The following is a 26,229-nucleotide window of genomic DNA, read 5'->3' on the forward strand; positions in this document are numbered from 1 at the left end:
TGTGTTCAATCCGTTGTCTGATTCCTCAGCTTATGAAGCCAATAGTAGCGGTGTATATCCATAATAAAATGAAAAAGAACACATGCCAGCATCGAGTATACACTTATCAATACTGTGACAACTAATTGTTGTGTAGCGAATCCGAGGGAAACATTAGCTATCAGATAACCAGCCCCAGTAAATGTGGTGATAGTTACTACAGGCGCTCTTTTGTTTTTTTCCTTAAACTTTGGTTTCTTCTTATGATTTGAAGGATCTTTGAATTTCGTTAAATTATATTTTATAAAGTAATACAAGGCCACTCCATAAAGGGCAAAAGAACCTACAAAATACCATGGAGTATCCAGATCCAACATGCCATAAGCAAACTTTTGTGTCATGATCATGAAGCCAATAGAACAAACCAAACCAAATACACCACGGAATAAAACGTAATTCAACTGCAATTTGCGTGGCATGATGACCAGTACAAGGGCCCAAATGTTTATCATAACAATCAGTGGCAACAGTACATAAACGTAAACTGCAATGTATGGATTTCCCACTAAGGGGATAACTAGAAACAGATCTAACAGTAATGAAACAAGAATGATGACATTGGAACGAATACTGTTGACTGGGTACATCTTCATACTTTTTTCAAAAGAAGCCCTGTTATCACTCATAAACTTATAAGCCCTCCGTTAAATAAGTAAATCTACGGATAAGGATAGCCAAGGCTATATCCATTGTCCACTTTTTACTGTCTTTAACTCTTGTTGCAGTTCTTCTATAAAATCAGTCACAATGCTTTGGACAGCATCTTCACGGGACATACGAATATACCGACTAGTCTTTTGAATGTCTTCCTCGAACAATTGAAGTATCCTACACATGGCCTCCTGATCTCCACTTCGTACTAATTTTAGCAATTGGACGAACTCAGCATCCGAAATAACTCTTTGAGCATTTTCTTTTTCCATTTATTCACCGCCTGTTGGGATAGCTTTAACTCTTTTGCAATCTGTGCTTCGGTTTTGTCTAGTATGTAAAGGTCAAAGATGATCATTTTTCCGATCTCAGAAGATAGAGAGTTGATAAGCTGTAGTGTGTACATATTAGAGTTTGAAGATTCTGTAAAAGATGGGGCGCTGACGGCTTCGTTCTTTTCCATTACAAATTCATGATTGGTTTGTACCCGAGCACGATACTGGATTCTCCAGGCAATGCGGTACAGCCTCTTTCGATATTGTTCCACCAATGTTAGCTGAGACTTATCCATTGTAAATCACCCTTTCTCTTTGGATTTGACTTTTTCTAAATCCTCATACTATAGGGTAATTTGCAAACCTATTTCACAACCAAAACAGAACATTTGTTCTTATTTATTATACTATTTTTACATGCAGTTGTATATGGTTCTTTTAATTTACCTTCCTTTATATATGGCTAAAAAGGAGGGAATACATTGCAAATGGATGATGCTCTTTCTCTGGTTACCAACGTAGGCTTTCCGGCTGGACTTTGTTTTATTTTGTTGCGGCACATCCTGCACACGATGGAAGAAAAGCTGGATAAGCTGGATCTCTCACTTCATGAGCTGATTCAGGTTATCCAAGATTTAAACGACAATAACAGCTCTTCTTCCAAAAGCAGCAAACCTGACGAATAACGAACACAAAGAAGCTCCAGACGACGATCATCCGCCGTTGGAGCCTCTTTGTGCAGCTAATTTAATTTCTAATGATTATTTTCCAGTCTGAGCTTGGTCGTGGCCATTCTGTTCAGTACGGTTCACGTCAGATACTGACAGACCATAAGCCCAGTTACTTTGTGGCGGCACAACCCATACGGTATCTGGATCATCGTTAAGCGTCCAGCCCTGATAGACCAGCTGGGAATCATCCTTACCCAGCGATATACTCAGCGTAAAGCGGTGAACAGGCTTGCTCAGCTCGGAGGCTTTGCGCAAGGCCTGACTGCTAGCCAGGTTTTTGATTTGCTGCGAGAGGGAAGTCGCCGTGTCATTGGCTACTGACTTTCCGTTTAGCGTCCAAGATGTGGAAGCACTGTCTCCGGTTCCGCTGTTACCGGAGGATTTGAGCATCCATGAAGAATTTTGGCCTTCCCACTCTATTCCGCTCAGCTTGGTATCGTCCCAATCGAACGGCGTTGTATCTATAAAATCATCAGCACCCAGCAACAACCCTGAAAGTGTATCTATAGGTACAGAAGCTATCTCTTTTTTGTCTGATAATACATAAACAGCATCTCCGGAAGGCAACGTTTCACCGAAGGCAAAGGTACGAACGTCGCCCTTCTTGGTCTTAATCTCAATCTGATCATGGGTAGCGCTGATCCCATATTTGGCTACGTCTGTAGGGGAAGATTCCACCACTTCACCCAACTTTACATTTTGAATCGCTGCTAGCCAATTGTCTATTGTATATTGGTTTAGCGGGTAAGTCCGTGGCTTGCTCATACTCCATTGACCATCATGTTGTTCAAGTTCCACCGACTTGCCGTCCTTTCCTGTGATCGCGAAAGACGTAATATTCTCTTGCGTAAGCTGAACCAGCTGGCGAGCCGCCGGCGCTTGTTCACGAAAGAAGTTTTGGCTCTTTGCATAGATTATACCCGCTCCCAATACAACTAACAGTAGCACTGTGGGTATCCATTTTCTCATGCTCTTCTTCGCCTCCACCATAATAAGATTCCGATGACCGCGAATAGCAACGGCAATCCGATGACAGATATGGTCAATATCGTTTTTGCTTGTGCAGGAGTCAAGTAAGCTACCTTATAATCCTGCTCCTGACGAGGACGAATGGTAAGCCCATCAGAATGTTCCTGCACATAATTCAGACTGTTCAGCACAAAGTCTCGATTGCCTCCTGTGTTGATCTCAGTGTCGCTTAAAAGGGCAGACGTTCCGAGAATAACGGCTTTGGGCTTGCCGTCTTTCCCTTCTACCGCATAACCGAGATTCAGCGGCCCCTGCGGGTCCTTATCATCCTTCTGCGTTTCGTTGTTCAGCAGCCCTTGGATATTCGTTTCGCCATAGCTGGCTGCAGAAGATTTCATCAAAAGCGTCGTCTTCCAATCCTTCTGCTCTCCTGCCTGCAAAGCAATAGACAGTGAAAGAACCGGGTACAGATTGGAAGCCGCCAACTTGTCGGTGATCGCATGACTGCCGAAGGTAGGAACCGTCCATAGAGGTCCAAGTGTATTCGTCTGTTCCTGATCCACCACGATGGCATGAGTGTCCTTCACTCCATAATCAGCCGCTAATGCATCAAGGTTTTTCCAATCGGACCCCATGTTCGGGTGAAAGCCTAGTGCCATAAAAAGCTTTCCGCCATCATTCAGATACGTACGAATACTCTTCAGTTCCGTTGCACTGATATCACGTTCTGGTCCGACAATAGCCAATACAGACGCATCTTTGGGCACGCTCCCCGCCTGATTGAGCTGAACTTCCTCTGTTTTCACATTATCTTGTGACAGTGAGCTACTTAATTCAGTCATTTGGGACAATGGGATTTCCTCATGTCCAGTTAGAAAGGCTACTTTCCCTTGACGGGTAGATGATAATCCCAACAGTCCACTAGTCAGCTTTTCTTCCCCGGTAAATTGGTATGCCCCTTCGCCACTCCCCTGAGCTTGCGTAAATAGACTCCCAATATCTATAACCCGCTTCTTCTCCCCCTGCACCAACACAATAGACGCTGCAGTAACACCATATTGCTTGGCCAGTATCGGTTCCTGATTCAGATCGTATTGCTCGACCTTGAGCTTGTTGTTACGCTTGGCGTATTCATTCAGCATATCCGTAACATCCCGGTTCAGCTTCTGATTTTGTGAAGTGGATACGGTAAAAGCAATGAGCCGTACGTCTTCCTTTACACCCTGGATGGTCGTCAACGTTTGGTCAGACAGCGTATACTGCTTGCCTGCCGTCAGATCCAGTTGAAAGCCACCTAACGACCGCAGAAATAACGTCAATAAAATAAAAATCCCTACAGCAGCAATCGATAGTACCACACTATTGGTATGACCCAGCCATTTTTTCATATTCATTACCTCCACCGTTTCCGTTCAACCACTTGGATGCTGAATAGCAAAAAGAGCACCGCCACCGTCACGTAGTACATCACATCGGCTCCATTCAGCAATCCTTTGGTGAAACTGTCAAACCGTGCGGTTAGTGAAAAAGGTTCCAGCCATTGCTGTACCGCCGCAGATGCACCCGTCTGTCCACCAAACGAATCCAGCATCCAGAACACAAGTAAAATAATAAAACTGACGACCGCCGACATCATCTGATGCTGTGAAAGCGTCGAAGCGAATAAGCCGATCGCCATCATGGCTGCGCCAAGCATGAACAGACCGATCACAGATGTTAATACCAGCGTCCAATCCAGCTTCCCATAAAAGGACATCACGACCGGATACGCTAGACTGCACAGCACCAATATGAGCAACATGCCCAACGACGCCAAAAATTTACCCACGATCATTTCCGTCACACTCACAGGTGAGGTAAGCAGCAGTTCATCTGTACCTTGCCTGAATTCCTCCGCAACCAGCCTCATCGTGAGCAATGGGACGACGAACACCAGCATGGACAAGGTGTCACCGAGTACCAGCCGATAGTCCAGGATGCTAGGCTGATACATAACAAAATTTGTATAAAAAAGTAACCCCGTCAGCAGCATGTACACCGCAAGCGCAAAATACGTCGTTGGTGTCCACAGATAGGCTTGCAGCTCTTTTTGACAGACCGCGAACAAACGCCTCATGACCGATTACCTCCTGTATCCTTATCTTTTTCAGCCTTATCGTCGCTGGACGCAGCTTCTCCATGCTCCACCGTGATGGCCGTAGGTGCTGCAGTATCCGAGGAATGTAGGTCTTGTACTGCTGGATCGCTGACCTGACCTTCTTCCGTCTCGCGGGTCGTTAACTGCTGGAAGATATTTTCCAAGCTAAGACTTTCTTTTTTCATCTCCAAAATCGGAAGTTTCGCATCAGACAGCACATAAAATAGCTCTTCGCGAAAATCCTCACCGGAGGCTGCTGTGAGTAACAATCCGGTCATATCTGGCTCTGCGGCAGTCAGATTCGTGTTCGCTGTAGGCAGCGTAACCGCCGAAGATTCAACCTCTACTTTTCCCCAAGTACGCAGGACATCCAGCACCTGCTCACGCTTGCCTTTAACCTCCACCTTCACCTTGAATCCATCTTCCATCGAACCGCCGAGCGCGTCAGGGCGCCCATCCATGACCAGTTTCCCTTCATGGATGATGAGAACACGATTACACAAAGCATCCACCTCAGGCAATATATGCGTACTTAGCAATACCGTATGATTTTCGCCAATCTCCTGAATGAGCTGACGAATCTCCAAAATCTGATTGGGGTCCAAACCTGAGGTCGGTTCATCCAGTACCAATAAATCCGGGTTATGAATAATCGCACCTGCCAGTCCCAAGCGCTGTTTATACCCTTTGGACAAACTGCGGACTAATTGTTTTTCCCGCCCATTCAGTCCTAGCCTGGAAATCATCTCCGAAATACGCAGCTTCTGCTCTCTCGCAGGCACGTCCCGAATACTAGCTACAAACTTTAAATAGGATCTTACGGACATATCCTCATACAAAGGGGGAGTCTCCGGCAGATAACCGATTTTGGAACGGGCCTGTCTGCCCTTATCCTGAATCGGGATACCGTCAATCGTAATCACTCCCTCGTTGGGTTGAAGATACCCTGTAATCATGCGCATCGTCGTCGTTTTACCCGCACCATTCGGCCCCAGGAAACCAACAATTTCACCGCGCTGCATTTCAAAATCCAACTTATGTACGCCCCGGTTGCCCTCATACCACTTGCTCACCTGCTGCACTTTGAGCACATGTTCCACCCTTTCTTTTATCGTAATCTTCTCCCTGCTGCTCCCCTACTTCCCTCCCACCTAAAATGTTGCATGAGTAGCGGGTAGCAGCGAAGCGGAGGATTTGAAGCTGGAGAAGCGCCAGCGTTCGCCTTTGCTGTAGGATTCTTACCTTTACATGTCTTACTTAATCACAAAAAATCCCACGGCAACAGCGATCGGAAGCCCAAAGCCTTCGCGGAGCGGTCTCCTCGCACCTTATGCTACACTTTTAAATTCTAATAATAATCCCCCACATATAACTCCAGCTTAACGTCACTTAAATAGAAGCTTAAAATAATGTGTCTGAAATGTGAACACAAAAATACACATCTGCCCTCGGAAACTTGTACGGTTCGCTAGGATATGGATTCGCATCTACTATCATTACAACGTGTGAAGGGAGTGTATAAAAGCGATGAGTGTATTGTTTACCAATCTAGTTTCTAACGGCGACTTCGAGATCGGATCAACCCTTTTTTGGAGCTCTGTCAATGTGACTGTCACTAACTTATCTGTAAAAAAGACAAACTTTTATAGTGCGATCCTGGCAGGAGGCGCAGTAGATGCATCTCTTTCCCAGGTCGTTTTTGCTGCACCAGGCGAAAGCTATACATTAAGCCTTTCAGCTGCAAAAGTAGGAAGCCTGTCCAGTCCTCAAGTTAACATATTTCTGTATTACTATGACGCAGCCTTTAGCTTCCTTGGCACGGGGCTAACTACCTATTTGAGCTCAGGCACATTGCCAGACGCTGTGAACGGAACATGGCAAAGCCTATATGAAGTAACAGCTCCTGTTCCAGCCAACGCAGCCTATGCCTTTTTGGTTATTAGTAAAAATGCCTTGGCTAACACTGCTGATGTAGCCATTGATTCTATTGCTCTTGTTAAAGCAAGTGCAGCTGGAGCTGTAGGACCAGCCGGACCTGTCGGGCCTACGGGCGCTACGGGCGACACTGGTGTTACTGGACCTGTCGGGCCTACGGGCGCTACGGGGGACACTGGTGTTACTGGACCTGTTGGGCCTACGGGAGCCACGGGGGACACAGGTGTTACTGGACCTGTCGGACCTACTGGCGCCACAGGTGACACTGGTGTTACTGGACCTGTCGGACCTACTGGTGCCACGGGTGACACAGGTGTTACTGGACCTGTCGGACCTACTGGTGCCACGGGTGACACAGGTGCTACCGGACCTATCGGGCCTACTGGCGATACCGGGCCTACGGGGCCGACTGGACCGACTGGACCATTCGGCCTTGGATTTACCGGACCTGTCGGGCCTACGGGAGCCACGGGCGACACAGGTGCTACCGGACCTGTCGGGCCCACGGGCGCTACGGGTGACACTGGTGTTACCGGACCTGTCGGACCTACTGGTGCCACGGGTGACACTGGTGTTACTGGACCTGTCGGGCCTACGGGCGCTACGGGGGACACTGGTGTTACTGGACCTGTTGGGCCTACGGGAGCCACGGGGGACACAGGTGCTACCGGACCTGTCGGGCCTACGGGCGCTACGGGTGATACAGGTGTTACCGGACCTGCTGGACCTATCGGGCCTATCGGGCCTATTGGCGACACAGGCGCTACTGGACCTGTCGGACCTACGGGCGACACGGGACCTACAGGGCCGACTGGACCTACCGGACCATTCGGCCTTGGATTTACCGGACCTGTCGGGCCTACTGGCGCCACGGGTGATACAGGTGCTACCGGACCTGTCGGGCCTACTGGCGCCACGGGTGATACAGGTGCTACCGGACCTGTCGGACCTACAGGCGCTACGGGCGACACTGGTGTTACTGGACCTGTCGGACCTACAGGCGCTACGGGTGACACTGGTGCTACCGGACCTGTCGGACCTACTGGCGCCACGGGCGACATTGGCGTTACCGGATCTATCGGGCCTACTGGCGCTACAGGCGACACTGGTGTTACTGGACCTATCGGACCTACTGGCGCCACTGGCGACACAGGTGCTACCGGACCTGTCGGGCCTACTGGCGCCACGGGGGACACTGGTGTTACTGGACCTACAGGGCCGACTGGACCGATTGGACCAACAGGAGACACAGGCCCAGAAGGACCGATTGGACCTACCGGACCTACAGGGCCGACTGGACCTACGGGGCCTACCGGACTCTAACCTCCTTTTTCTGTCACATCATTTTTAAGCGATGTACCATACCTTATCGACAAAGCCGCACAGCATGTTAAGGCTTTGTCATCCATGCCCTGCCGCGATTGCGGCAGGGCTTCTATAAATCAGACCTCTTTTAAATCCAACTTTATGTTTGATCGGAATCCTTAAATGGTTCCCAAAGGAGTGATGCTCAATTGATCAGTATCAGCCTGTGCATGATCGTCAAAAATGATCAACATACCATTGGCCGTTGCCTGGAATCGGTCCATCCTATTGTGGATGAGATCAATATCGTGGACACAGGTTCACAGGATCGGACCATTGACATATGTCGCAACTTTACAGATCGAATTTTTCCATTTGAATGGGTAGATCATTTTGCCCTTGCACGTAACTATTCGTTTGAGCAAGCTACGCAGGAGTACATTCTCTGGCTTGATGCCGATGATATTTTGAAGGAGCAGGATGCCGTCAAGCTGCTTGAGCTGAAGCAAACCCTTGATTCCTCAGCCGTACCAACCGTCGATTCTGTGTCTATGAATTATCATTATGGCTTTGATGATCATGGCAATGTCACCCTACATTTTCGCCGAAACCGCTTGATCAGAAGGTCAGCCGGGTTCCGTTGGCATGGAGCCGTGCATGAGTACCTCGCCGTTGACGGGAATATTCAACATGCCGATATCGCCATAACTCACACTAGAACACACACGGCCTCTCCAGGGCGAAACCTGCGAATTTATGAGAAATTGCTCTCCCAAGGTCATGTCTTCTCTCCTCGTGACCTCTACTATTACGCTAACGAGTTAAGAGACAATAAAAGATATGAGCAGGCCGTGCAGGCTTACCGGAATTTTCTGATTACCGGACAATGCTGGGTAGAGGATGCGATTAGTGCATGTAGCAAAATGGCCGACTGCCTGCAACAACTGGGCAAGCTGGAGCAAAGTATTACCGCGGCTCTCCATAGTTTGACCTTCGATACACCCAGGGCAGATCTATGCTGTCGGATAGGTCATTATTTTTTGCATAAAAATGAGATCACCAAAGCTATTTATTGGTACGACATGGCTACCACTCTCAATCCTCCCGACACGATGGGCCCAGTACAGGACGCGTACCAAACGTGGTTTCCTCATATCCAGCTATGCATTTGCCATTTTCGGCTGAAGGATTACACACGTGCGAATTGGCACAACGAGCAAGCTGCCACGTATATTCCCAACGACCCGCATGTCCTGCATAATCGACAATTTTTCAGCTCAATCCTGAATCCTCCCCAATAGAGATGTCCCCATACTCAACCCTCAATCTTTAAGTAAGTCAAAGGAGGAGCAAGCGGAATGCAACAATCGAATCGGTACAAGATAGCTGTCTATGCCATTAGCAAAAATGAAGCCCGATTCGCCAAACGATGGATGCACACCATGCGTGAAGCCGATGTTGTCATTGTAGCGGACACCGGCTCTACAGACGATACCGTTTCTCTGCTACGCGAAGCGGGTGCAGAGGTGCATCGTATCCAGGTAACTCCTTGGCGTTTTGACAAGGCTCGCAATGAGTCCCTACGGCTGGTCCCTGACGATATAGATATTTGTGTCTGTACGGATCTGGACGAAGTCTGGGAGGAAGGTTGGCGGTCGCGGCTGGAACGCAACTGGAGGGAAGGAACTACCCGGATGCTATATGCCTTTACACATGGACAGCCTGGGCAAGATACCGTTTATACATGGTTCTGGAAAGAAAAAATACACACTCGTCACGGTTACCGCTGGGTACGCCCGGTTCACGAGGTGCTTGAATATATCGGGGAGGGTGAAGAACGCAGCATCCGATCCGACCAGCTACGCTTGTATCATGATCCCGATCCGCACAAGTCCCGCAGCCAATACCTTCCACTGCTGGAGCAGTCTGTACGCGAGTTTCCTGAGGATGACCGCAACATGCATTACTTGGGGCGGGAATATATGTATCATGGCCGTTGGGACGAGTGCATTGCTACACTGCAACAACATCTTGCCATGCCGCAGGCACGCTGGGCAGATGAACGCAGCGCTTCGATGCGCTTTATTTCTAGAGCCTATAAGGCAAGTGAACAATGGCAGGAGGCAACACGTTGGTTATACCGGGCTATTGCGGAAGCACCGTATTTACGTGAACCTTACACAGAAATGGCTCAGCTGGCCTATCATACACGGAACTGGTCCGCTGTCTATCATATGGTTGAAGAAGCGTTGCGTATTTCAACACGACCGGATACGTACATGCAAGAGGATTTTTGCTGGGACGCCACACTGTATGATCTTGGTGCCCTCGCTTGCTACGAGTTAGGCCTTTTACACAAAGCTTGTGAATTTGCGAGAGAAGCAACAGAGCACTCCCCGGAAGACCCTCGCCTTAGCCATAATTATGCGCTGATTCAATCCAGGCTTCCATAGAAACCCACACCCCGTCCTGTGGGTTGAATAACTTGGTATAGGAGCTTGCGTTTGGCAAAGGAGGTTATTGAGATCAAAGTTCTATTTACTTTTTATATACCCAGCGGCGGTGTGGAAACCTTGAACCGCCAACGCTGTAAAGTGCTCATGCAGGACGGGATTGAGTGTCACCTTCTCTATTATCAGCAGGGGACCGGGATGCAAAACCTACACGGCGATATTCCAGTGTTCATGACCTCTTCTGAAGAAGAAATTCGAAAACTGGTGGAGGCTCATCGCTATGATGCAATTATCGTCTCTTCGGACTATCCCATGCTCCCCAGACTGCGAATGTTGGGCTATCAGGGGGTATTAATCTATGAATCGCAAGGCTTTGGCCCACACGAGGAAGCGGCATGGGTAGTCGCGGATGCGGCTCCATATCTTCAAAAGTACGCCGATGCGGTGCTCCTGCCAGATACGACTCATTTAGTGAATTTATTCTCCAGCATGTGTCCATGGCTTAATCGCTACGTGTTTCCAAACGTACTGGATACCAGCGTATTTAATTATGTATCTAACACTCCTCCAATCAATCCGATTATTGCCTGGGTTGGGCGATTGGAGCCCAACAAGAACTGGAGGCATTTTGTCGACATTTCTTACTGGATGCTGCAAAACCGTGCTGATCTTCGAATCTGGATGTTTTATGATGACACCTTGTCTCAGCCGGAGGATAAAATACAATTCGAGAACATGCTTGCTCAGCTTGGCATGTCCTCAATTATCGAGCGCTTTAAAAGCGTGCCTCATGCCAAAATGCCCCTGTATTACTCCATGATTGGCGACTCAGGCGGCTACCTGCTATCGACCTCGCTGGTGGAGGGCTTCGGCTATGCGGTTGCTGAGGCGATGGCCTGTCGTTGCCCGGTATTAAGCTCTGATTCAGACGGAGTACGAGCATTCATTGACCACAACGAAACCGGTAAATTTTATCAGCAGGGAGACATCTTGCAGGCGATACTGCAAGGACTAGACCTGATGAACAACGTACCTCAACGCGAATCTATCCGCAGAAAAGGGCTGGAGCGAATCGTTAACCTGTTGGCACCAGACAAATATGTGCGCTCCTTCCGGCAGATGATGAACACGCTGGGTGTGAGGTAACTAAAAAAACAGCTGACGACAATCCTTTTTATATACGGGCCATCGTCAGCTTTAATTTGCCTTTTATTCTTGAATATTGGAATCTATCTAATCTTTAGTAAGCGGTCTCCTACATGAATATCCTTGGAATCTTCAACTAAGATATCCGTGTACACAGCTGTATTGGTTACAATGACGGATGTGGTAATATCATATCCTTCATCCTCTATAGCTTTGGGATCGAATCCAACCAGCTTGTCCCCTTTTTGAATCGTATCCCCTTCAGACACAAAGGAAGTGAAATGTTTTCCTTTCAAGCTGACCGTATTAATTCCAATGTGAATGAGCAGTTCAACTCCATCCTCAGAAATAAGCCCGATGGCATGCTTTGTTTTGAAAACGGTAACAACAGTTCCGTTAAACGGCGCATAGGCTACTCCTTCTTTCGGAATAATTGCGGCCCCCTGGCCCATCGCACCACTGGAAAAAGCTTCATCTTTTACTTCGGTTAAACGAATTAATTCACCGTGTAGAGGACTGAATACCGTCTTTTCTTCCTCTTTGTTTTCATCTGCAACCTTAATTTCAGACGCAGGTTTTGCATTTTTATAACCGAAAAGATAGGTCAGAATAAATGCGACTACAAAAGCTACAACCAAAGATATGATAAAGCCGATGAAGCCTGCATCCATGCCTTTTGGATTAATGAATAGAGGGATACCAAAAATGCCGCCCGAAGCAAATCCATATGCCGTTGAGCCGAGTAAGCCTGCTGCAGCTCCTCCTATACCTCCAGCGATCGAGGCTAAAATAAACGGTTTTTTGGCGGGTAGCGTAACCCCGTAAATAGCTGGTTCAGTAACCCCCATCAAACCCGCAATTGTGGCAGAAGTGGCAATGGGTTTTAATTTAGGGTCCCGTGATTTCAAAGCGATGGCAAATGCCGCACCTGTTTGCGCAAAAGTCGTACAGAAAAGCATACCGTTAATCGGATCAAAACCATTCGTAACTACATTATTCAGGAGAATTGGAATGAATGCCCAATGCAGACCGAAGATAATGATGCCCTGCCAGAACCCGGCCAGAACGAGGCCAGCTACAGCCGGACTTAACTGATAAATCCACATAGAGCCTTTGGCTAACCCATCGCTGATTATAGTTGCTATCGGCCCGACAACCAGAAAAACAAGCGGTGATATGATGACCAAAGTCAGAAAAGGCACTATGAACATTTTAATGGAGCCAGGTGCAAACTTACTTATCATTTTTTCCACCTTTGCTGCCAAGAACGCTCCAATAATGATCGGTATAACAGAAGAAGTATAATTAATCAGAACGACAGGTATGGTCAAAAAGGACAGCGCCGTTTTATCCGTAAAGGCGGAAGTAATGGTCGGGTACACCATCGCTGCTCCCAAAACGGCAGACAGATACGGGTTTCCTCCAAATTTTTTACCGGCTGAAAACCCTAGAATAACCGGAAAGAAATAAAACATAGCATCTGCTGTCGCATATAAAATTTTATACGTGCCCATCTGATCAGTCATCCAGCCCAGGGATGTGCATAAAGCCAATAGTCCTTTTAGAATCCCCACAGCAGCGAGCACACCCACAACGGGCATAAACACACCTGAAATTACATCGACAAAGCGGCTAAATAGGCTCGCTTTTTCATTTTTTTGATCGTCTTCAACCATTTGATCTCCATGCTTTACTCCCATTGTATCCAAAAGAGCTTCGTATACTTTGGGAACCTCATTTCCGATGACCACCTGAAATTGGCCACCACTTTCCACAACGGTAATGACACCGTCAATCTGCTTGATCTTTTCTTTATCTGGCAATAGATTATCCTTCAGTTTAAATCTCAATCGAGTGACACAGTGAATGACACTGTTCACATTTTCATTTCCGCCCACGGCACTTAATACTTCTTTGGCTGTTTTTTTATGATCCATCATGTTCACTCCTTCTTGGATGCGCTTTCTATTTTTCTATCCGTAGTAGCTGGATGTGCTATAACTGCGACAATTACGGCACTTCTCCCAATTCAGTAGGTATATGGAATTGAGCTGCTTTTTGAAAAAGTAAATCTTAATTTCGATCACAAAATCCTTTGATTTCTGCATCCGAGATAAACTGCCATGCTTTTATATGTTTTTCCGACCAATATCCCGTTCCAATAACGCCGATTTTCCACATGTTGCTTCACTCCATCCACATTCTTCTCTGTTTTTATTTCGTTCCGATGATGACAACATCACTTTCAAAGCTGTGCATGTCTAGCACCGATTGATCCTTTTGGACGGACACGTCAGTTTGGGCAAACCGCTTCCCGGCTAAATCAATCGTTGTAAACTTGTAATCCTGCACGTTGATACTTAGTCGCACCTTCGTGTTAACCGGGACATACAAGATAAGGGTATTCTCGTTCCCCGCAGCTCTAATTTCCTCTGTCTTGTTTAAAACAATATCTAGCGGCTTTATGCCGATAAGGTTATACATTTCAAACAAATATTTAATAAAGGAATAATCCCATGCGCCCTCAAATCGCAATGCTGTTCTCCAATCATAGGGACTATCGAATCCTTCCCCTTCTACAATGCCGAATTTCTTTCCTTTTTTGTGCCAGCTCCAAATGCCATGTGCTCCGTAGGTAATGCCCGCACCCCCGCCTGCAAGGAGGCTTTGCCATGCTGCTTTTCTGGCATCCAGTGCTGTGTATCTGCCATACACATTGCGGCTATAACTAATTTGTTCATAACATGGCTCTCCATTAATGACAGGCCGTATATCCGGCTTATGGTAGAAATGTTGAGCAATCTCATGGCCCACATGCTGAAACTCGGAATTATGTCCTGATTGATACATATAGAATCCAAGACCCTTGTGTTTCTCAAAGGCTGGAGGAATTTCTCTCAATCTCCCTTGAATATGCAGCGTAGTTAAGCTTGCAGGGCTTAATTGTTGTACAATGTCCAGTGCTTTTAAATAATAGGAATTGGCGCGTTCAGTCGGAAAATCACTATCCCCGCTAACCAGAAAAATAGGATCAAATGGAGAAAAACGGTTTACGACGTACGTTACATAGGGTTCAACGCATTCAAATGGCATTTTGTTACCCTTTTGGAACATTTCGGCCCATGTATCCGGTACATAGTTACACCACAACAGAACCAGTGCCGGAACAAATCCACGCTCTACAGCCATTTTCAACATGATTTCTGCCCGGTCAAAATAAGCTTCGTTTAATGTATGGTAGTCGAAATCCCCATTTTCCAGTAATGCAAACGGCTGTAGATTCAGATCCGATTCACTTGCGTCCCATTGTCGGAGCATGTTGATTTGCAACACATTGAAACCTTGCATCTTCCGATAGTCAAGATAATCGCTCCACTCCTCTATCGTCGCGTTGGTAAATACACTCCAAACCGTATCTGCCAAATAAAAAAAAGGTTTGTCCTCTTTTGTAAAACTTCTTTGATTTTCAGCAATGTTTAAACTCAAATGAATCACCTTTCCTTTCTTGCTACATTCACAAATCTTCCTAAACAAATAACTAAAATAAATAACTAAATTTATATGTTTTTTCGCAAATAAACTAAATTAAAGCGCTTTACACTTGCATATTAACACTATAAATAATAAAAGGTCAACATTTTTTTCTTTTCATTTATTTAGTTTAGTTTAGTTTATAATCTAAACTTTCTTGTAGAGTAATGATATAATTTATGTAGTTTAGTTCAATAGGGGGTTCCACATTGAAAATTGATGATATTGCAAGGCTTGCAGGTGTTTCGAAATCTGCTGTCTCTCTTGCTTTTAATAACAAACCCGGAGTCAGTGAAGAAACCAAGGAGCAAATTCTAAAAATAGCCCAAGAGCATGGATATAAACCACGCACCATGAAGACAAGCAAGGAAGTCATTAAAAATCATCATGTGATACGCTTTGTGGCCTGTAAAAATACAGACATTGTAACAGAGCATTATGATTCACTTCCATTTTTCAATGAATTAATTCATCATATTACCAATCAGGTGAGAGTACATGGAAACACCTTGATTTTTTCGTCTTTTGATAGCCATAGCCTCGAAGAAGAATTATCTGCTTTGGAAAAAGATCAGCCTTCTTCAGGCATACTTCTGCTTGGCACCAATTTAACTTCCGAGATTATTCATTCTATACAATCCATTCATTCCAATATCGTGATTTTAGATACCTACTTTGAACACGTCGACGCCAGTTTCGTATCTATTAACAACTATCTTGGTGGGTATCAGGCAGGCCAATATTTAATTCAGTCAGGACACAGAAAGATAGGATACGTACAATCCAGTACCAGAATTCTTAACTTTAAAAAACGAAAGGAAGGGTTTATGGCGGCTTTAGAGGAGCACAATCTTTCCATAGAAAATGGGCTTATATTTGATATGCATCCCATGCTTGTGATGTCACAGGACGCATTTAAAACAGCTATTCATGAATTGAATGAGCTACCTTCGGCCCTATTTTGCGAAAATGATTATATGGCGATCAGTGCAATTAAAACGTTTCAGGAAATGAACATTCGAGTGCCTGAACAAATTTCCGTCATGGGATTTGATAATATTCATGAGGCCAAGGTCATTAGCCCGGAACTCACAACCATTCATGTGAAAAAGGATATTTTGGCCCGAACTGCTGTAAATTTGCTTATGGAGAGGCATAACAATCATCAGAGGCATCATACTCAGGTTCTTGTGAATACAGAGGTTATTGAAAGAAGATCTTGTTTAGCCTTGAAATGACCTATGATCATTGGTTTATTATTGCTTGCTCTCTCAATGATTTTAGAATAAAGCCGCCATGTTGGCGGCCTTTTCTATCATCAGATTCCATATAGAATATTCCAATTTCTCGTCATTCGCTGAAATCTTCCTCTGTCAAATCCATATTTACGCTCGCAGCGGTTCGACTGCCGTCGGCCGCGGCAAAAATCAACTGAGAAGGCATGAAGTACGATGAATCCCCGGCAGCATATACACCGGGTATGGAGGTTCTCCCCGCTTCATCCGTCTTGATCCCGCCCGACTCCGTTCTTTCACAGCCCAAACGTTCTCCAAACGGTGTACTTTGTACAAACTGGGGAGACACAAAACCGCCGACCCTCGGGACTTGAGTGCCATCCGTAAAGCGCACATGCTCCAGCTGCCCATTGTGACCGATGAACGCTGAAACAGGTTGCTCCATTACCACAATTCCCTTGGATTGAAGCCGTTCTTTTTGTTCTTCCGACAGGGATGCATGACCGTTCGTACATACGATCAAATCCTTGCTCCAATTAAGGAGTAGTTTGGCTGTATGATATATAGCCGCCGATTCAGAGACAAGGACAAGCGGTTGATCCCGCAACTCCCAGCCGTCGCAATAAGGGCAATTAAACAGACTTTTCCCGTATAACGGATAAAAACCTTCGATCTCGGGGAATATCTCCTTTACGCCCGTCGCTAATATCAATTTTCGCGCTTGAACGCGAAGGCCTGACGAATCAAGCACCTCAAATCCGGATTCGTTTTTCGTAATCGAAACAACCTCGGTTTGCAGATGATGGACAGACGGATAACGCAGCACTTCCTCATAAGCTACACGGCGGAACTCGGCTGGCGTTACGCCGTCTCTCGTAATAAAACCATGCGACGCATGCGTAACCGCATTTCTGGGCCGATTATTATCAATCAAAGCCACATTTCTTCTTGCCCTGCCCAGCACGAGGGCTGCATTCAATCCGGCGGGCCCTCCACCAATAATAGCGCAATCGTACAGCATAACACCCAACTCCTTTCCGAAGATATTAAAGACTCTTTATATCTGTAATAAAACCAAAAAAACGCTTTACATAACTGGCAACCACCCTCTTTCTATATAAAGTCGCTTACTTTTAAACTTGCGTTTGCTTTTGCGCCAAATCGACCAATTTCGTATTTTTAAGATGTCGTTCCATTTTCTCCTCTGCTTCCCTCATTACAGCTTGAATCAGGCACTCAGATCCGTGGACAAAATCACATTCAAACAAAGAATTCGTACCTTCAATGGCATGGATAATATCCAAAAAAGTAAGATCATCTTTATGACGGGATAGGCGATAGCCTCCATTGGCTCCAGAAACGGATTCGATCATTCCAGCCTTCACAAGCCTCGTCAAAATTTTTGAAAGATAAGTTGGTGAAACATTTTGGGATTCGGCCAATTGCTGAACACCTACCGGCTTAACCGACGAATCAGCAACGAGCATGAGCATGGTGTGCAGCGCATAATTTGTAGCTTTTGTAAATTTCATAACTACACCTCAATCAAAGACTTATTGTGTCTACTATATCTCTGAATCTGCTGGTGTGTCAAGGTCATCTAGGATTTACGCTGTTGTCAACCCTTCTTTTGGTTACGCTCTAACCGTTGTATACTGTTCATCAGAACAGCTAAGAAAGGGGGCTCGTTGTGCGTATTTTTGATATTCTTCGTATATTAGTTGCTGAACAGATGGTCAAAGGAGAACACTTGGCAAATGCATTGAAGGTATCTTCTCGAACGATACGAACGGATTTAAAGGAATTGGGTGCGCTGTTGTCAAAGCATGGAGCAGCAGTTAAACCCCTTAAAGGAACGGGCTACAAGTTAGAGGTTCGGGACGAACAAGCATTTCATCATCTGCTGAAGCAATTAAAGGATTATGAAAATAATGTACCCTATCCATTAGCGAATTCTTCTGAAGCCAGAAATCGTTTTTTAATGAAAAAGCTGTTGCTTACCAATGCATATGTTAAACTTGATGATTTAGCCGAGATCCTGTATGTTAGTCGATCTACTTTACAGAATGACCTCAAAGAACTACGCAAGTTATTGGCAACTTACGGACTTTCCCTGGAGAATAGACCCTATCATGGTATTCGAGTCAAAGGTAATGAGGCCAGGCTGCGTTATTGCATTTCCGACTATATATTTAATAGGATTGATGAAATAGGCAACCAGCAGATGTCCCCCCCTCCTCTGATCTCTAACGAAGAGATGGAATTCATAAGAGAAGTGATTCTGGATCGTATTGAGATCAATGATATTCAGCTGTCGGACATTGCCCTGAACAATCTGGTCATTCATATTGCTATAGCATGTAAGCGTATTCGCGAAGAAAGGTATGTTTCGTATTATCCTCAAGAGATGAAAAAAATCGAAGCGCAAAAAGAGTTTAGGGTGGCGACTGAGATCGTATCCGCCTTGGAACAAAACATGAAGTACTCCTTTCCACTTGTTGAAGTTGCGTACATTGCTGTTCACCTGTTGGGTATAAGGACCGTCGTTAGTGCCCGTATGGATGAAGTGGAGATTAAAAAGATCATTGATAAAGATATCTACGAACTGACTATTGAAATACTGGACCAAATTGATCAGCAGTTGAAAATGAACATTCAAAACGATCAAGAATTGCTGATTGCTTTTTGCCTTCACCTCAAACCGGTGATTAACCGCTATCAATACGGAATGAATTTGCGTAATCCTATGCTGGATGAAATCAAAGCCAATTACCCGCTTGCCTTTGAAGCAGGTATCATTGCTGCGGAGGTCATCAAGCAGCGGCTTCATATACACATCGAGGAAAATGAAATTGGGTATTTAGCCATTCATATCGGAGTCGCGATGGAAAGAAAGAAAATGGAGGACGCGCCCAAAAGATGTATGATCGTATGTGCTTCTGGACTCGGTAGCGCTAAGCTGCTGTATTACAAGCTTCAATCGGTCTTCGGTTCCAGGTTGGATATCGTGGGAACCACTGAATTTTATAAGCTGAAACAAATGCCGTTGGATACACTGGACTTTGTTATTAGCACGATCCCCATTTCAGAACCGCTTTCTATCCCCATGATCCATGTGAATACATTTTTAGGCGGTTCCGATATTACTAAAATTGAGCAAGCCATTTCTGAGGCCAGACTTCCTGCTGTGCAGTATGTACGAAAAAAATTGGTCTTTCTTCAGCAGAAGTTTGAGAACAAACTCCAAGTGCTTGAATTTATAGCCAAAAAAATACACGAAGCAGATCTTGTAAAAGGCCCCCTGCTGCAATCTGTAATAGAGCGTGAAGCCGTTTCCCCCACTTCATTTGGCAACTTTGTCGCGATCCCGCATCCGATGGAACCTTTCGCAGATTCTACGTTTTGGGTCATCTGTACATTACAAAAAGCTATCGACTGGGACGGCAAGCCGGTACAATTTATTTGTATGCTCTGCATACAGCGTACTAAATCAGAAGATTTACAGACTATGTATCATATTTTGCTTGATATTTTAAATAATGAACAGCTCGTCCAGCAGCTTATTCGCTGCAAATCGTATACAGAATTCATAGAAGTGTTGCATAAAAATTGTTGAACATGAGGAGTATGAAGAACGATTTATTTCCGTTAAGAAGAGGAAATAATGTGCGTTATGTTGAAAGCGATTCCAAATTATAATAGCTATACGAAGGGAAGATTGAAAGGAGAGAAGATCACGTGAATAATGATGAATCTACAGAGCACGACGTGAACATGGAGGACATGGATGATACAGAGATTGTATTCCAAATTATATTATACGCAGGGAATGCACGCAGCTCGGCCATGGAAGCGATTGAGCTTGCAAAGGCGGGGAAATTCCGTGAAGCCAAAGAAGAATTAGCCTCAGCAAAAAAAGAACTGGTGTCCTCCCACAAAATTCAAACCAGAATCATCCGCAAGGAAGCAGCAGGTGAAAAAACAGAGATGTCCGTCATGATGGTACATGCTCAAGATCATTTGATGAATGCCATCACCATTCGCGATATGGCCTCAGAGTTTGTAGACCTGTATGAACGCATTGATCAATTCGTACCGAAATCGTAGAGGGAGGGGCGCTATCTTATGGCTTTCAAAGACAAACTGGTTGACGGCCTCACATCGGTAGCAAATGCAATCAACAATTTTAAATATATTATAGCGATCAAATCAGCTTTTATCACATTGATGCCCGTTATTATTGTCGGTGCCTTTGCTGTACTGATTTCCAATATGGTCATGGACCCGGTCAATGGTTTGGCCCATTTTAGGCCATTCTCATTCCTGGCTGAGTACAAACCGATTTTCTCAGGCATTAACTATGCCAGCTTGAATATCCTTACCATTCTGGCTATTTTCATGATTGGTCTAGAGCTAGGAAAAATTAACGGTGAGAAAAATCTCTTCCCCGGTTTGCTTGCTTTAATCTGTTTTATCTCTGTGACACCGACCACGATAGAGTTGATGGTTAACGGTGACATGCAAAAAGTAACAGACGTCATAGCCCGTCAATTTACGGATACCAAGAGCTTGTTTTTAGGTATTTTCATAAGCATCCTATCCGTTGAGCTATACAGCAAACTGGGCAAGTCCGATAAACTAAAAATTAAAATGCCTGAGAGTGTTCCCAGCAATGTGGCCGTTTCTTTCTCGGCACTCATTCCTACCATTATTACGGTGACTGTCTTCTCAATGTTTGGATTCTTTTTTCATAAGTTTACAGGTCTCTACCTGTACGATGCCGTCTATAATGTGGTGCAAAAACCTCTGGAGACCGTAGTACAGGGACTGCCAGGTATACTGGTGCTGATGCTGGTTGCGCAAATCTTCTGGGTGATCGGTATTCACGGGAACCAAATGGTAAAGCCCATTCGTGAACCCCTACTGCTTGGCGCAATTACCGTCAACATGACTGCTTATGAGCAAGGACTGCCCATTCCGAACATTATTACGATGCCTTTCTGGGACGTATACATGAGTATCGGTGGTTCAGGAATTACGCTGGCCCTCTTGATTTGTATTATGATCGCTTCCAAGCGTGAAGATATGAAGGAAATAACAAAGCTTTCATTGGGTCCAGGTCTGTTTAATATTAATGAGCCTGTCATTTTTGGACTTCCGATTATGTTGAATCCATTGATGGCTATCCCTTTCATTATTACTCCGCTCATCACAGGAACGATTGGTTACTTCTCGACGTTGCTTGGATTTGCAGGTAAAGCCGTCGTCATGGTTCCATGGACTACTCCGCCTATTATTAATGCCTACCTGTCTACAGGTGGAAGCATTGGCGCCGTCGTAACTCAGATCATTTGTATTGTGGTAGCCATTATCATTTATTTCCCATTCGTCAAAATTGCCAACAAGCGAACGGCTGAATAATGCGTTACTATAGAAATACATCAATTAATTGAAAACGCATTCTTTATTCAATGAAAAGGAGAAACATGTCATGGCTAAACATACGATACAAATTCCGTCGAATTTCATCATGGGTGCAGCGGCTTCCGCTTGGCAGACAGAGGGCTGGAGCGGTAAAAAAGAAGGTCAGGACTCATACCTAGACCAATGGTACAAATATGACCGCTATGTCTGGCACAATGGATATGGACCCGCGGTTGCAACCGACTTTTATAATCGCTATACCGAAGATATTGCGCTGATGAAGCAGATTGGCTTAACCCATTATCGTACTTCTATTAATTGGTCCCGCTTCTTAACGGATTATGAGAATGTAGTGGTGGATGAAACGTATGCGGATTATATGGGCCGGGTCATTGATGAGCTGATTGCAAGCGGAGTCGAGCCGATGATTTGTCTAGAACACTATGAGGTACCCGCCTATTTGCTGGACAAATATGAGGGCTGGTCTTCCAAGCATGTGGTGGAGCTGTTTGTAAAATATGCGGAGAAAGTGTTTGAACGGTACGGCGATCGGGTCAAGCACTGGTTTACGTTTAATGAGCCCATTGTTGTACAGACTCGTGTCTATCTAGATGCCCTTCGCTATCCCTATGAACAAAATACGCGGAAGTGGATGCAATGGAACTATAATAAAACGCTGGCTACCGCGAAATGCGTACAGCTTTTCAAAGCAAAAAACTATAGTCAGCAAGGGGCTAAAATAGGCGTTATTCTGAATCCCGAAGTCACTTATGCCCGATCAAGCGCCCCTCATGACCAGTATGCCGCACATGTGTATGATTTATTTTACAATCGAGTATTTCTGGACCCGCTTATTAAAGGCGAATACCCGCAAGAATTGTTCGATCTCATGGGCAAGCATGATATTACATTTGAAGCTACAACGGAAGAACTGGCAGTCATTAAGGAAAATACCGTTGACTACGTCGGGATCAATCTCTATTATCCCCATCGGGTAAAAGCACAGAGTAAAGCGTGGAACGAAAACACCCCCTTTCACCCCTCTTACTACTATGAGCATTTTGATCTTCCGGGTAAAAGAATGAACAAGTCACGGGGCTGGGAGATTTATCCGAAAATCATTTACGATATGGGAATGCGCATCAAGAACGAATATCACAATATCGAGTGGTTTGTCGCGGAAAATGGTATGGGCATTGAGAATGAAGCTGCTTTCAAAAATGAGGAACACATTATTCAGGACGACTATCGTATTGACTTTATAACTGAGCATTTATACTACACATTACAAGCTGTAGAAGCGGGCTCCAACTGTACAGGTTATATGCTGTGGGCCTTTACAGACAACGTTTCTCCCATGAATGCTTTTAAAAATCGCTATGGACTGGTGGAAATTAACCTGGACAATGATCGAAGTCGGCATTTGAAGAAATCCGGCTACTGGTATCAAGCCGCTATCAAGGAACGCTCATTTATTGCTGATCTGGATGAAGAGTATAAATAGTTAAAAATGAATTCTGGAGGCGCTCAAATATGAAAAAAATTATTTTGGCATGTGCTGCGGGTATGTCCACATCCATTTTGGTTTCTAAAATGAAAAAAGAAGCAACAGCAAGATCCATAGAGCTGAACATCGAAGCCATCCCCGAAAGCACCATCAAGGAAGAGCTAGAAGCCGTTACAGATTCTGTGATTGCTATTTTGCTCGGACCTCAAGTGCGGATGCGTAAAAAGGCAGTAACCGAAATTGCAGCTCCCTATGGTATCCCTGTAGATGTCATTGACACGTTGGCTTATGGTAGAGGAAACGGTGCAGCTGTCCTAGATCAAGCCTTGAAGCTGGCTGGCGAGAACATCTAATTGCTATTCAAATGAAAAAGAGGCTGAGAGTTTCCTCAGTCTCTTTCTTGAGTTGCGCGCTCTTTATCACGACATACCTTCTTTGCCTGATCCCATACTGCTCACATACGTTTCCTGTAAACCGGCAGAAATGCCGTATAGCGGTTCCCAACGAAGCCAATGTCTGGCGACTGCGTTACTAAGACAGCTATGGTGAATGTCTCCCGCTCGCGCTGGTGAATACACAGGGCGGACAGACGAACCATGCAGCTTTAGTAAATCGTAAGCCAGTCGATTAATGGACGTCGTTCGTCCTGTACTTACATGTACTGTGCGTTGGTCCGCTGCATGGATAGCCGCCATATTCGCTCGAACTACATCCTTGACGTACACAAAGTCTCGGGTTTGTGTCCCATCGCCGTGAATGAGCAAGGGACTTCCTTTTTTCAGCCGCTCCATAAAGAGAGCGACTACACCACCCTCTCCCTTCGCGGCCTGACCGGGACCATACACATTTCCATAACGCAAAATCGTATAGTTCATACCGTACAGCCGATAAAAAAGTCGAATATACGATTCTGCGGTCAGCTTGGACAGTCCGTAGCCTGAAATGGGCTCCACGGGATCGTCTTCCTGTATACATTGCTTTTGCAACTCTCCATATACACCGGACGTGGATGCAAATATAAATTTCGACACACCCGCTTCATGACAAGCCTGCAACAAATGAATCGTCCCCAGCACATTCACATCCGCGTCCTCATCGGGTCGATGGATGGATTGCTGCACATCCGCCTGTGCGGCCAAGTGAAACACAATATCCGGGCTTTCCCGAATCAGCAGCGTCCTAGCTTCAGAGCTGCGAATATCCGCAATATGCATGACCGCGCGCGGGTCCACATTTGCCATATTCCCGGTCGTCAGATTATCCAGCACATGCACTCTGATGCCCGAATCAGCAAGCGCACGTACCAGCTGAGAACCAATAAATCCGGCTCCCCCGGTGACCAAAGCCTTCACTAGCTCACCCTCCTTTTGAACCGAAGCATATGACTTCCCTTCGCATCATGTTATGCGACTCCCTATAGCTTGGCGCAGGCACAAGCACAGTCCGAAGACAATCTATAATGTCTTTCTAGAATCTCAGCACCTCAGACATGCAGTCTCACGTTTTCCAGCATATAACGCCACATCTCATCCTGACCGTTCCATATATCCTCAGGTGGCAGCTCGACTGAAACCAGCCTCTCCAACCCCCAGTCCAGCTCCGTCACACCATCAGTCCCTGTATAATCCACGTATAACAAGCGAAAATCATGTGTAATCCTCTGTAATAACACATCATGTAGTTCCACCGCTTGCTCCCGACTACCCCCGAGACGAACCAGTAGCAGACGGGACGCAAGCGCGAATTGGTCCAGTAGACGTGCAATGCGGCGATCAAGCGTCGTTTTGAATGCAGGGTAGGAAGTCAGCTGCTCCGATGTATTCTGGCTAACCGGAAAATGGTGTGCTGCTGTAATCCCATAGGATGCATCCTCAACCATGAAGTTATGCTCGCCGTAATCATGCCCCGTGACACGTAGACTATCAACATCCATAAAATCGGCAAAACGGGCGTCCAGCAAACGACTGATCTGTGACAAGTTACCGGAAATCATCCAGTCCAGCGGACCCGCATAGGGACGCAGTCCGTTTTTATCCAGCTGAATGGAAGGTAAGCAATGTCCACCCAAACTGAATACAGCATCATAATCCCCCTGCAACCGCTCAAGCACGACGCCCTCCCCTTTCCGAAGACAAGGTCATCCCTTTAAAAAGGGTACGCCAGTGCGGATCACTCTTGTAATTCCATACATCGGCAAAAGGCATTTCCACCGAGCATACATGCGGAAGCTGCCAATCCACCTCCGTCAACTCCGTTACGCCGGAACAATTCACCACCAACAAACGAAATTCATTCGCTACCATGCCCGACAAAATACGTTCCAGTTCCTCTACTTCTTCATAGGTTCCCAGCATACGGACGAACAAGCTGCGCTTCGCCATCTGTGTTTTTGCAAAAAAACGTTCGATACGACGGTCTATCTTTTCCTTGAACTCGGGATAGGTCACCAGATCTGAGGACGTATTGCGTTCCTGCGGAAAATCATGTACCGAGATCACATTATAAGCGATATCTCTGACCATATAATTCAGTTGGCTCGTACCAACGACACTTAAATTAGGCAAATCCATAAATCCGGCAAACCGATTTTCAAGCAAGCGGTTCACATCGGACAGCGTGTCAGACATCATCCAATCCAGTACCCCGGCAAACGGCCGCAAACGGTTCTTTTCCAATTGAATGGCAGGTGTACAGTTTTGTCCCAGACTGAAGACCGCTTCATATTCCCCTGCCAGCTGTGCGAGTCTCATAGCCGCGCCTCCTTTTTTAATACGACCCTTCCCTCAGATCCTGCTTGGCCCTTCTTCTGTAGTCGAAAAGGGACTTCAGGCCGTAGTTTGTTCCACTCTACATTACATGCACAGCACGGCGAAAAGGGTTGGACACCGATG

The 26,229-nt window shown here is 45.7% G+C and carries 26 protein-coding genes; 11 read left to right on the forward strand and 15 right to left on the reverse strand.

Annotated elements, in window-relative coordinates; all coding sequences use genetic code 11:
- Positions 1 to 5: 5 nt before the first annotated feature.
- Genes MKY24_RS21095 through MKY24_RS21105 form a run of 3 tightly spaced genes read right to left on the reverse strand, consistent with a single transcriptional unit; the run spans position 6 to position 1,261 of the window.
- A complete protein-coding gene (locus MKY24_RS21095; RefSeq protein WP_339200804.1) occupies positions 6 to 665 on the reverse strand; it encodes a hypothetical protein in 660 nt (219 codons plus the stop codon).
- A gap of 54 nt (positions 666 to 719) precedes the next feature.
- Entirely contained in the window at positions 720 to 962 is a 243-nt protein-coding gene (locus MKY24_RS21100; RefSeq protein ID WP_071642683.1) for a helix-turn-helix domain-containing protein, read from the reverse strand.
- Positions 905 to 1,261, reverse strand: a complete 357-nt coding sequence (locus MKY24_RS21105) for a sigma-70 family RNA polymerase sigma factor (RefSeq protein ID WP_339200805.1) — start codon at positions 1,259 to 1,261, stop codon at positions 905 to 907. The genes MKY24_RS21100 and MKY24_RS21105 overlap by 58 nt, the downstream gene beginning before the upstream one ends.
- A gap of 186 nt (positions 1,262 to 1,447) precedes the next feature.
- Here MKY24_RS21105 and MKY24_RS21110 point away from each other — a divergent pair, with 186 nt between their 5' ends.
- Positions 1,448 to 1,651 carry a hypothetical protein gene (locus MKY24_RS21110; RefSeq protein ID WP_023990072.1) on the forward strand — a complete coding sequence of 68 codons (204 nt, stop codon included), beginning with the start codon at positions 1,448 to 1,450 and terminating at the stop codon, positions 1,649 to 1,651.
- 75 nt (positions 1,652 to 1,726) lie between these two features.
- Here MKY24_RS21110 and MKY24_RS21115 read toward each other — a convergent pair whose 3' ends face one another.
- From MKY24_RS21115 to MKY24_RS21130, 4 genes are read right to left on the reverse strand one after another with little or no spacing between them, the layout of a single operon-like run.
- The gene (locus tag MKY24_RS21115) at positions 1,727 to 2,665 is read right to left on the reverse strand and encodes a DUF4340 domain-containing protein (RefSeq protein ID WP_023990073.1); all 939 of its coding nucleotides are present in this window, start codon (positions 2,663 to 2,665) and stop codon (positions 1,727 to 1,729) included.
- Positions 2,662 to 4,053: a GldG family protein gene (locus tag MKY24_RS21120; protein WP_023990074.1), complete on the reverse strand. Its 1,392-nt coding sequence runs from the start codon at positions 4,051 to 4,053 to the stop codon at positions 2,662 to 2,664. Before MKY24_RS21120 ends, MKY24_RS21115 begins: the two co-directional genes overlap by 4 nt.
- A 5-nt stretch (positions 4,054 to 4,058) precedes the next feature.
- The gene (locus MKY24_RS21125) at positions 4,059 to 4,781 is read right to left on the reverse strand and encodes an ABC transporter permease (RefSeq protein ID WP_028541495.1); all 723 of its coding nucleotides are present in this window, start codon (positions 4,779 to 4,781) and stop codon (positions 4,059 to 4,061) included.
- Entirely contained in the window at positions 4,778 to 5,893 is a 1,116-nt protein-coding gene (locus MKY24_RS21130; RefSeq protein ID WP_339202381.1) for an ATP-binding cassette domain-containing protein, read from the reverse strand. Before MKY24_RS21130 ends, MKY24_RS21125 begins: the two co-directional genes overlap by 4 nt.
- 436 nt (positions 5,894 to 6,329) lie before the next feature.
- On the opposite strand from MKY24_RS21130, the gene MKY24_RS21135 reads away from it, so the two are divergent.
- The 4 genes from MKY24_RS21135 to MKY24_RS21150 all read left to right on the forward strand — a co-directional run bounded on the left by MKY24_RS21135 (position 6,330) and on the right by MKY24_RS21150 (position 11,641).
- Positions 6,330 to 8,060 (forward strand): NTTRR-F1 domain, encoded by a 1,731-nt coding sequence (locus MKY24_RS21135; RefSeq protein ID WP_339200806.1) that lies wholly within the window; start codon positions 6,330 to 6,332, stop codon positions 8,058 to 8,060.
- A gap of 191 nt (positions 8,061 to 8,251) precedes the next feature.
- The gene (locus tag MKY24_RS21140; RefSeq protein ID WP_339200807.1) at positions 8,252 to 9,343 is read left to right on the forward strand and encodes a glycosyltransferase; all 1,092 of its coding nucleotides are present in this window, start codon (positions 8,252 to 8,254) and stop codon (positions 9,341 to 9,343) included.
- A 57-nt stretch (positions 9,344 to 9,400) separates the two neighbouring features.
- Positions 9,401 to 10,495: a glycosyltransferase gene (locus MKY24_RS21145; protein WP_339200808.1), complete on the forward strand. Its 1,095-nt coding sequence runs from the start codon at positions 9,401 to 9,403 to the stop codon at positions 10,493 to 10,495.
- A 51-nt stretch (positions 10,496 to 10,546) separates the two neighbouring features.
- Positions 10,547 to 11,641, forward strand: coding sequence for a glycosyltransferase family 4 protein (locus tag MKY24_RS21150; protein WP_068941784.1), 1,095 nt, complete (start codon positions 10,547 to 10,549; stop codon positions 11,639 to 11,641).
- Positions 11,642 to 11,724: 83 nt separating this feature from the next.
- Here MKY24_RS21150 and MKY24_RS21155 read toward each other — a convergent pair whose 3' ends face one another.
- The 3 genes from MKY24_RS21155 to MKY24_RS21165 all read right to left on the reverse strand — a co-directional run bounded on the left by MKY24_RS21155 (position 11,725) and on the right by MKY24_RS21165 (position 15,136).
- Positions 11,725 to 13,578 (reverse strand): beta-glucoside-specific PTS transporter subunit IIABC, encoded by a 1,854-nt coding sequence (locus MKY24_RS21155; protein ID WP_339202384.1) that lies wholly within the window; start codon positions 13,576 to 13,578, stop codon positions 11,725 to 11,727.
- 136 nt (positions 13,579 to 13,714) lie between these two features.
- On the reverse strand, positions 13,715 to 13,822 hold the full coding sequence (locus MKY24_RS21160) for a Gfo/Idh/MocA family oxidoreductase (protein WP_254664477.1): 108 nt from the start codon (positions 13,820 to 13,822) through the stop codon (positions 13,715 to 13,717).
- 33 nt (positions 13,823 to 13,855) lie between these two features.
- Positions 13,856 to 15,136, reverse strand: coding sequence for a DUF4038 domain-containing protein (locus MKY24_RS21165; RefSeq protein ID WP_209943511.1), 1,281 nt, complete (start codon positions 15,134 to 15,136; stop codon positions 13,856 to 13,858).
- A gap of 245 nt (positions 15,137 to 15,381) precedes the next feature.
- On the opposite strand from MKY24_RS21165, the gene MKY24_RS21170 reads away from it, so the two are divergent.
- Entirely contained in the window at positions 15,382 to 16,410 is a 1,029-nt protein-coding gene (locus tag MKY24_RS21170; RefSeq protein ID WP_209943513.1) for a LacI family DNA-binding transcriptional regulator, read from the forward strand.
- Positions 16,411 to 16,522: 112 nt separating this feature from the next.
- Here MKY24_RS21170 and MKY24_RS21175 read toward each other — a convergent pair whose 3' ends face one another.
- Together MKY24_RS21175 and MKY24_RS21180 are read right to left on the reverse strand one after the other, a co-directional pair.
- Complete coding sequence (locus tag MKY24_RS21175; RefSeq protein WP_068941789.1) at positions 16,523 to 17,428, reverse strand: NAD(P)/FAD-dependent oxidoreductase; 906 nt, start codon at positions 17,426 to 17,428, stop codon at positions 16,523 to 16,525.
- A 112-nt stretch (positions 17,429 to 17,540) separates the two neighbouring features.
- Complete coding sequence (locus tag MKY24_RS21180; RefSeq protein ID WP_075154691.1) at positions 17,541 to 17,939, reverse strand: RrF2 family transcriptional regulator; 399 nt, start codon at positions 17,937 to 17,939, stop codon at positions 17,541 to 17,543.
- 158 nt (positions 17,940 to 18,097) lie between these two features.
- Between MKY24_RS21180 and MKY24_RS21185 the strand changes: the two genes are divergently transcribed.
- The 5 genes from MKY24_RS21185 to MKY24_RS21205 all read left to right on the forward strand — a co-directional run bounded on the left by MKY24_RS21185 (position 18,098) and on the right by MKY24_RS21205 (position 23,691).
- The gene (locus tag MKY24_RS21185; RefSeq protein WP_339200812.1) at positions 18,098 to 20,023 is read left to right on the forward strand and encodes a BglG family transcription antiterminator; all 1,926 of its coding nucleotides are present in this window, start codon (positions 18,098 to 18,100) and stop codon (positions 20,021 to 20,023) included.
- Between the two features lie 122 nt (positions 20,024 to 20,145).
- A complete protein-coding gene (locus MKY24_RS21190; RefSeq protein WP_049828407.1) occupies positions 20,146 to 20,514 on the forward strand; it encodes a PTS lactose/cellobiose transporter subunit IIA in 369 nt (122 codons plus the stop codon).
- A gap of 18 nt (positions 20,515 to 20,532) precedes the next feature.
- Complete coding sequence (locus MKY24_RS21195; protein ID WP_028541485.1) at positions 20,533 to 21,828, forward strand: PTS transporter subunit EIIC; 1,296 nt, start codon at positions 20,533 to 20,535, stop codon at positions 21,826 to 21,828.
- A gap of 70 nt (positions 21,829 to 21,898) precedes the next feature.
- Positions 21,899 to 23,335, forward strand: coding sequence for a glycoside hydrolase family 1 protein (locus tag MKY24_RS21200; protein ID WP_028541484.1), 1,437 nt, complete (start codon positions 21,899 to 21,901; stop codon positions 23,333 to 23,335).
- 29 nt (positions 23,336 to 23,364) lie between these two features.
- A complete protein-coding gene (locus tag MKY24_RS21205) occupies positions 23,365 to 23,691 on the forward strand; it encodes a PTS sugar transporter subunit IIB (RefSeq protein ID WP_023990091.1) in 327 nt (108 codons plus the stop codon).
- A gap of 66 nt (positions 23,692 to 23,757) precedes the next feature.
- On the opposite strand, the gene MKY24_RS21210 is transcribed toward MKY24_RS21205, so the two are convergent.
- The 3 genes from MKY24_RS21210 to MKY24_RS21220 all read right to left on the reverse strand — a co-directional run bounded on the left by MKY24_RS21210 (position 23,758) and on the right by MKY24_RS21220 (position 26,088).
- Positions 23,758 to 24,690, reverse strand: coding sequence for an NAD-dependent epimerase/dehydratase family protein (locus MKY24_RS21210; RefSeq protein WP_023990092.1), 933 nt, complete (start codon positions 24,688 to 24,690; stop codon positions 23,758 to 23,760).
- Positions 24,691 to 24,821: 131 nt separating this feature from the next.
- The gene (locus tag MKY24_RS21215) at positions 24,822 to 25,448 is read right to left on the reverse strand and encodes a DUF1796 family putative cysteine peptidase (RefSeq protein ID WP_023990093.1); all 627 of its coding nucleotides are present in this window, start codon (positions 25,446 to 25,448) and stop codon (positions 24,822 to 24,824) included.
- Positions 25,441 to 26,088 (reverse strand): DUF1796 family putative cysteine peptidase, encoded by a 648-nt coding sequence (locus MKY24_RS21220; protein ID WP_023990094.1) that lies wholly within the window; start codon positions 26,086 to 26,088, stop codon positions 25,441 to 25,443. The genes MKY24_RS21215 and MKY24_RS21220 overlap by 8 nt, the downstream gene beginning before the upstream one ends.
- Positions 26,089 to 26,229: the final 141 nt, after the last annotated feature.

The sequence above is a fragment of the Paenibacillus sp. FSL P2-0322 genome, from assembly GCF_037975315.1.
Lineage (GTDB): Bacteria > Bacillota > Bacilli > Paenibacillales > Paenibacillaceae > Paenibacillus > Paenibacillus polymyxa_B.

Bases quoted from the DNA above. Each gene is read 5' to 3' on its own strand.
- MKY24_RS21100 (WP_071642683.1), bottom strand. From the start codon at position 962: ATGGAAAAAGAAAATGCTCAAAGAGTTATTTCGGATGCTGAGTTCGTC.
- MKY24_RS21125 (WP_028541495.1), bottom strand. From the start codon at position 4,781: ATGAGGCGTTTGTTCGCGGTCTGTCAAAAAGAGCTGCAAGCCTATCTG.
- MKY24_RS21205 (WP_023990091.1), top strand. From the start codon at position 23,365: ATGAAAAAAATTATTTTGGCATGTGCTGCGGGTATGTCCACATCCATT.
- MKY24_RS21135 (WP_339200806.1), top strand. From the start codon at position 6,330: ATGAGTGTATTGTTTACCAATCTAGTTTCTAACGGCGACTTCGAGATC.
- MKY24_RS21160 (WP_254664477.1), bottom strand. From the start codon at position 13,822: ATGTGGAAAATCGGCGTTATTGGAACGGGATATTGGTCGGAAAAACAT.
- MKY24_RS21180 (WP_075154691.1), bottom strand. From the start codon at position 17,939: ATGAAATTTACAAAAGCTACAAATTATGCGCTGCACACCATGCTCATG.
- MKY24_RS21145 (WP_339200808.1), top strand. From the start codon at position 9,401: ATGCAACAATCGAATCGGTACAAGATAGCTGTCTATGCCATTAGCAAA.
- MKY24_RS21195 (WP_028541485.1), top strand. From the start codon at position 20,533: ATGGCTTTCAAAGACAAACTGGTTGACGGCCTCACATCGGTAGCAAAT.
- MKY24_RS21200 (WP_028541484.1), top strand. From the start codon at position 21,899: ATGGCTAAACATACGATACAAATTCCGTCGAATTTCATCATGGGTGCA.
- MKY24_RS21220 (WP_023990094.1), bottom strand. From the start codon at position 26,088: ATGAGACTCGCACAGCTGGCAGGGGAATATGAAGCGGTCTTCAGTCTG.
- MKY24_RS21155 (WP_339202384.1), bottom strand. From the start codon at position 13,578: ATGGATCATAAAAAAACAGCCAAAGAAGTATTAAGTGCCGTGGGCGGA.
- MKY24_RS21120 (WP_023990074.1), bottom strand. From the start codon at position 4,053: ATGAAAAAATGGCTGGGTCATACCAATAGTGTGGTACTATCGATTGCT.
- MKY24_RS21175 (WP_068941789.1), bottom strand. From the start codon at position 17,428: ATGCTGTACGATTGCGCTATTATTGGTGGAGGGCCCGCCGGATTGAAT.
- MKY24_RS21095 (WP_339200804.1), bottom strand. From the start codon at position 665: ATGAGTGATAACAGGGCTTCTTTTGAAAAAAGTATGAAGATGTACCCA.
- MKY24_RS21115 (WP_023990073.1), bottom strand. From the start codon at position 2,665: ATGAGAAAATGGATACCCACAGTGCTACTGTTAGTTGTATTGGGAGCG.
- MKY24_RS21105 (WP_339200805.1), bottom strand. From the start codon at position 1,261: ATGGATAAGTCTCAGCTAACATTGGTGGAACAATATCGAAAGAGGCTG.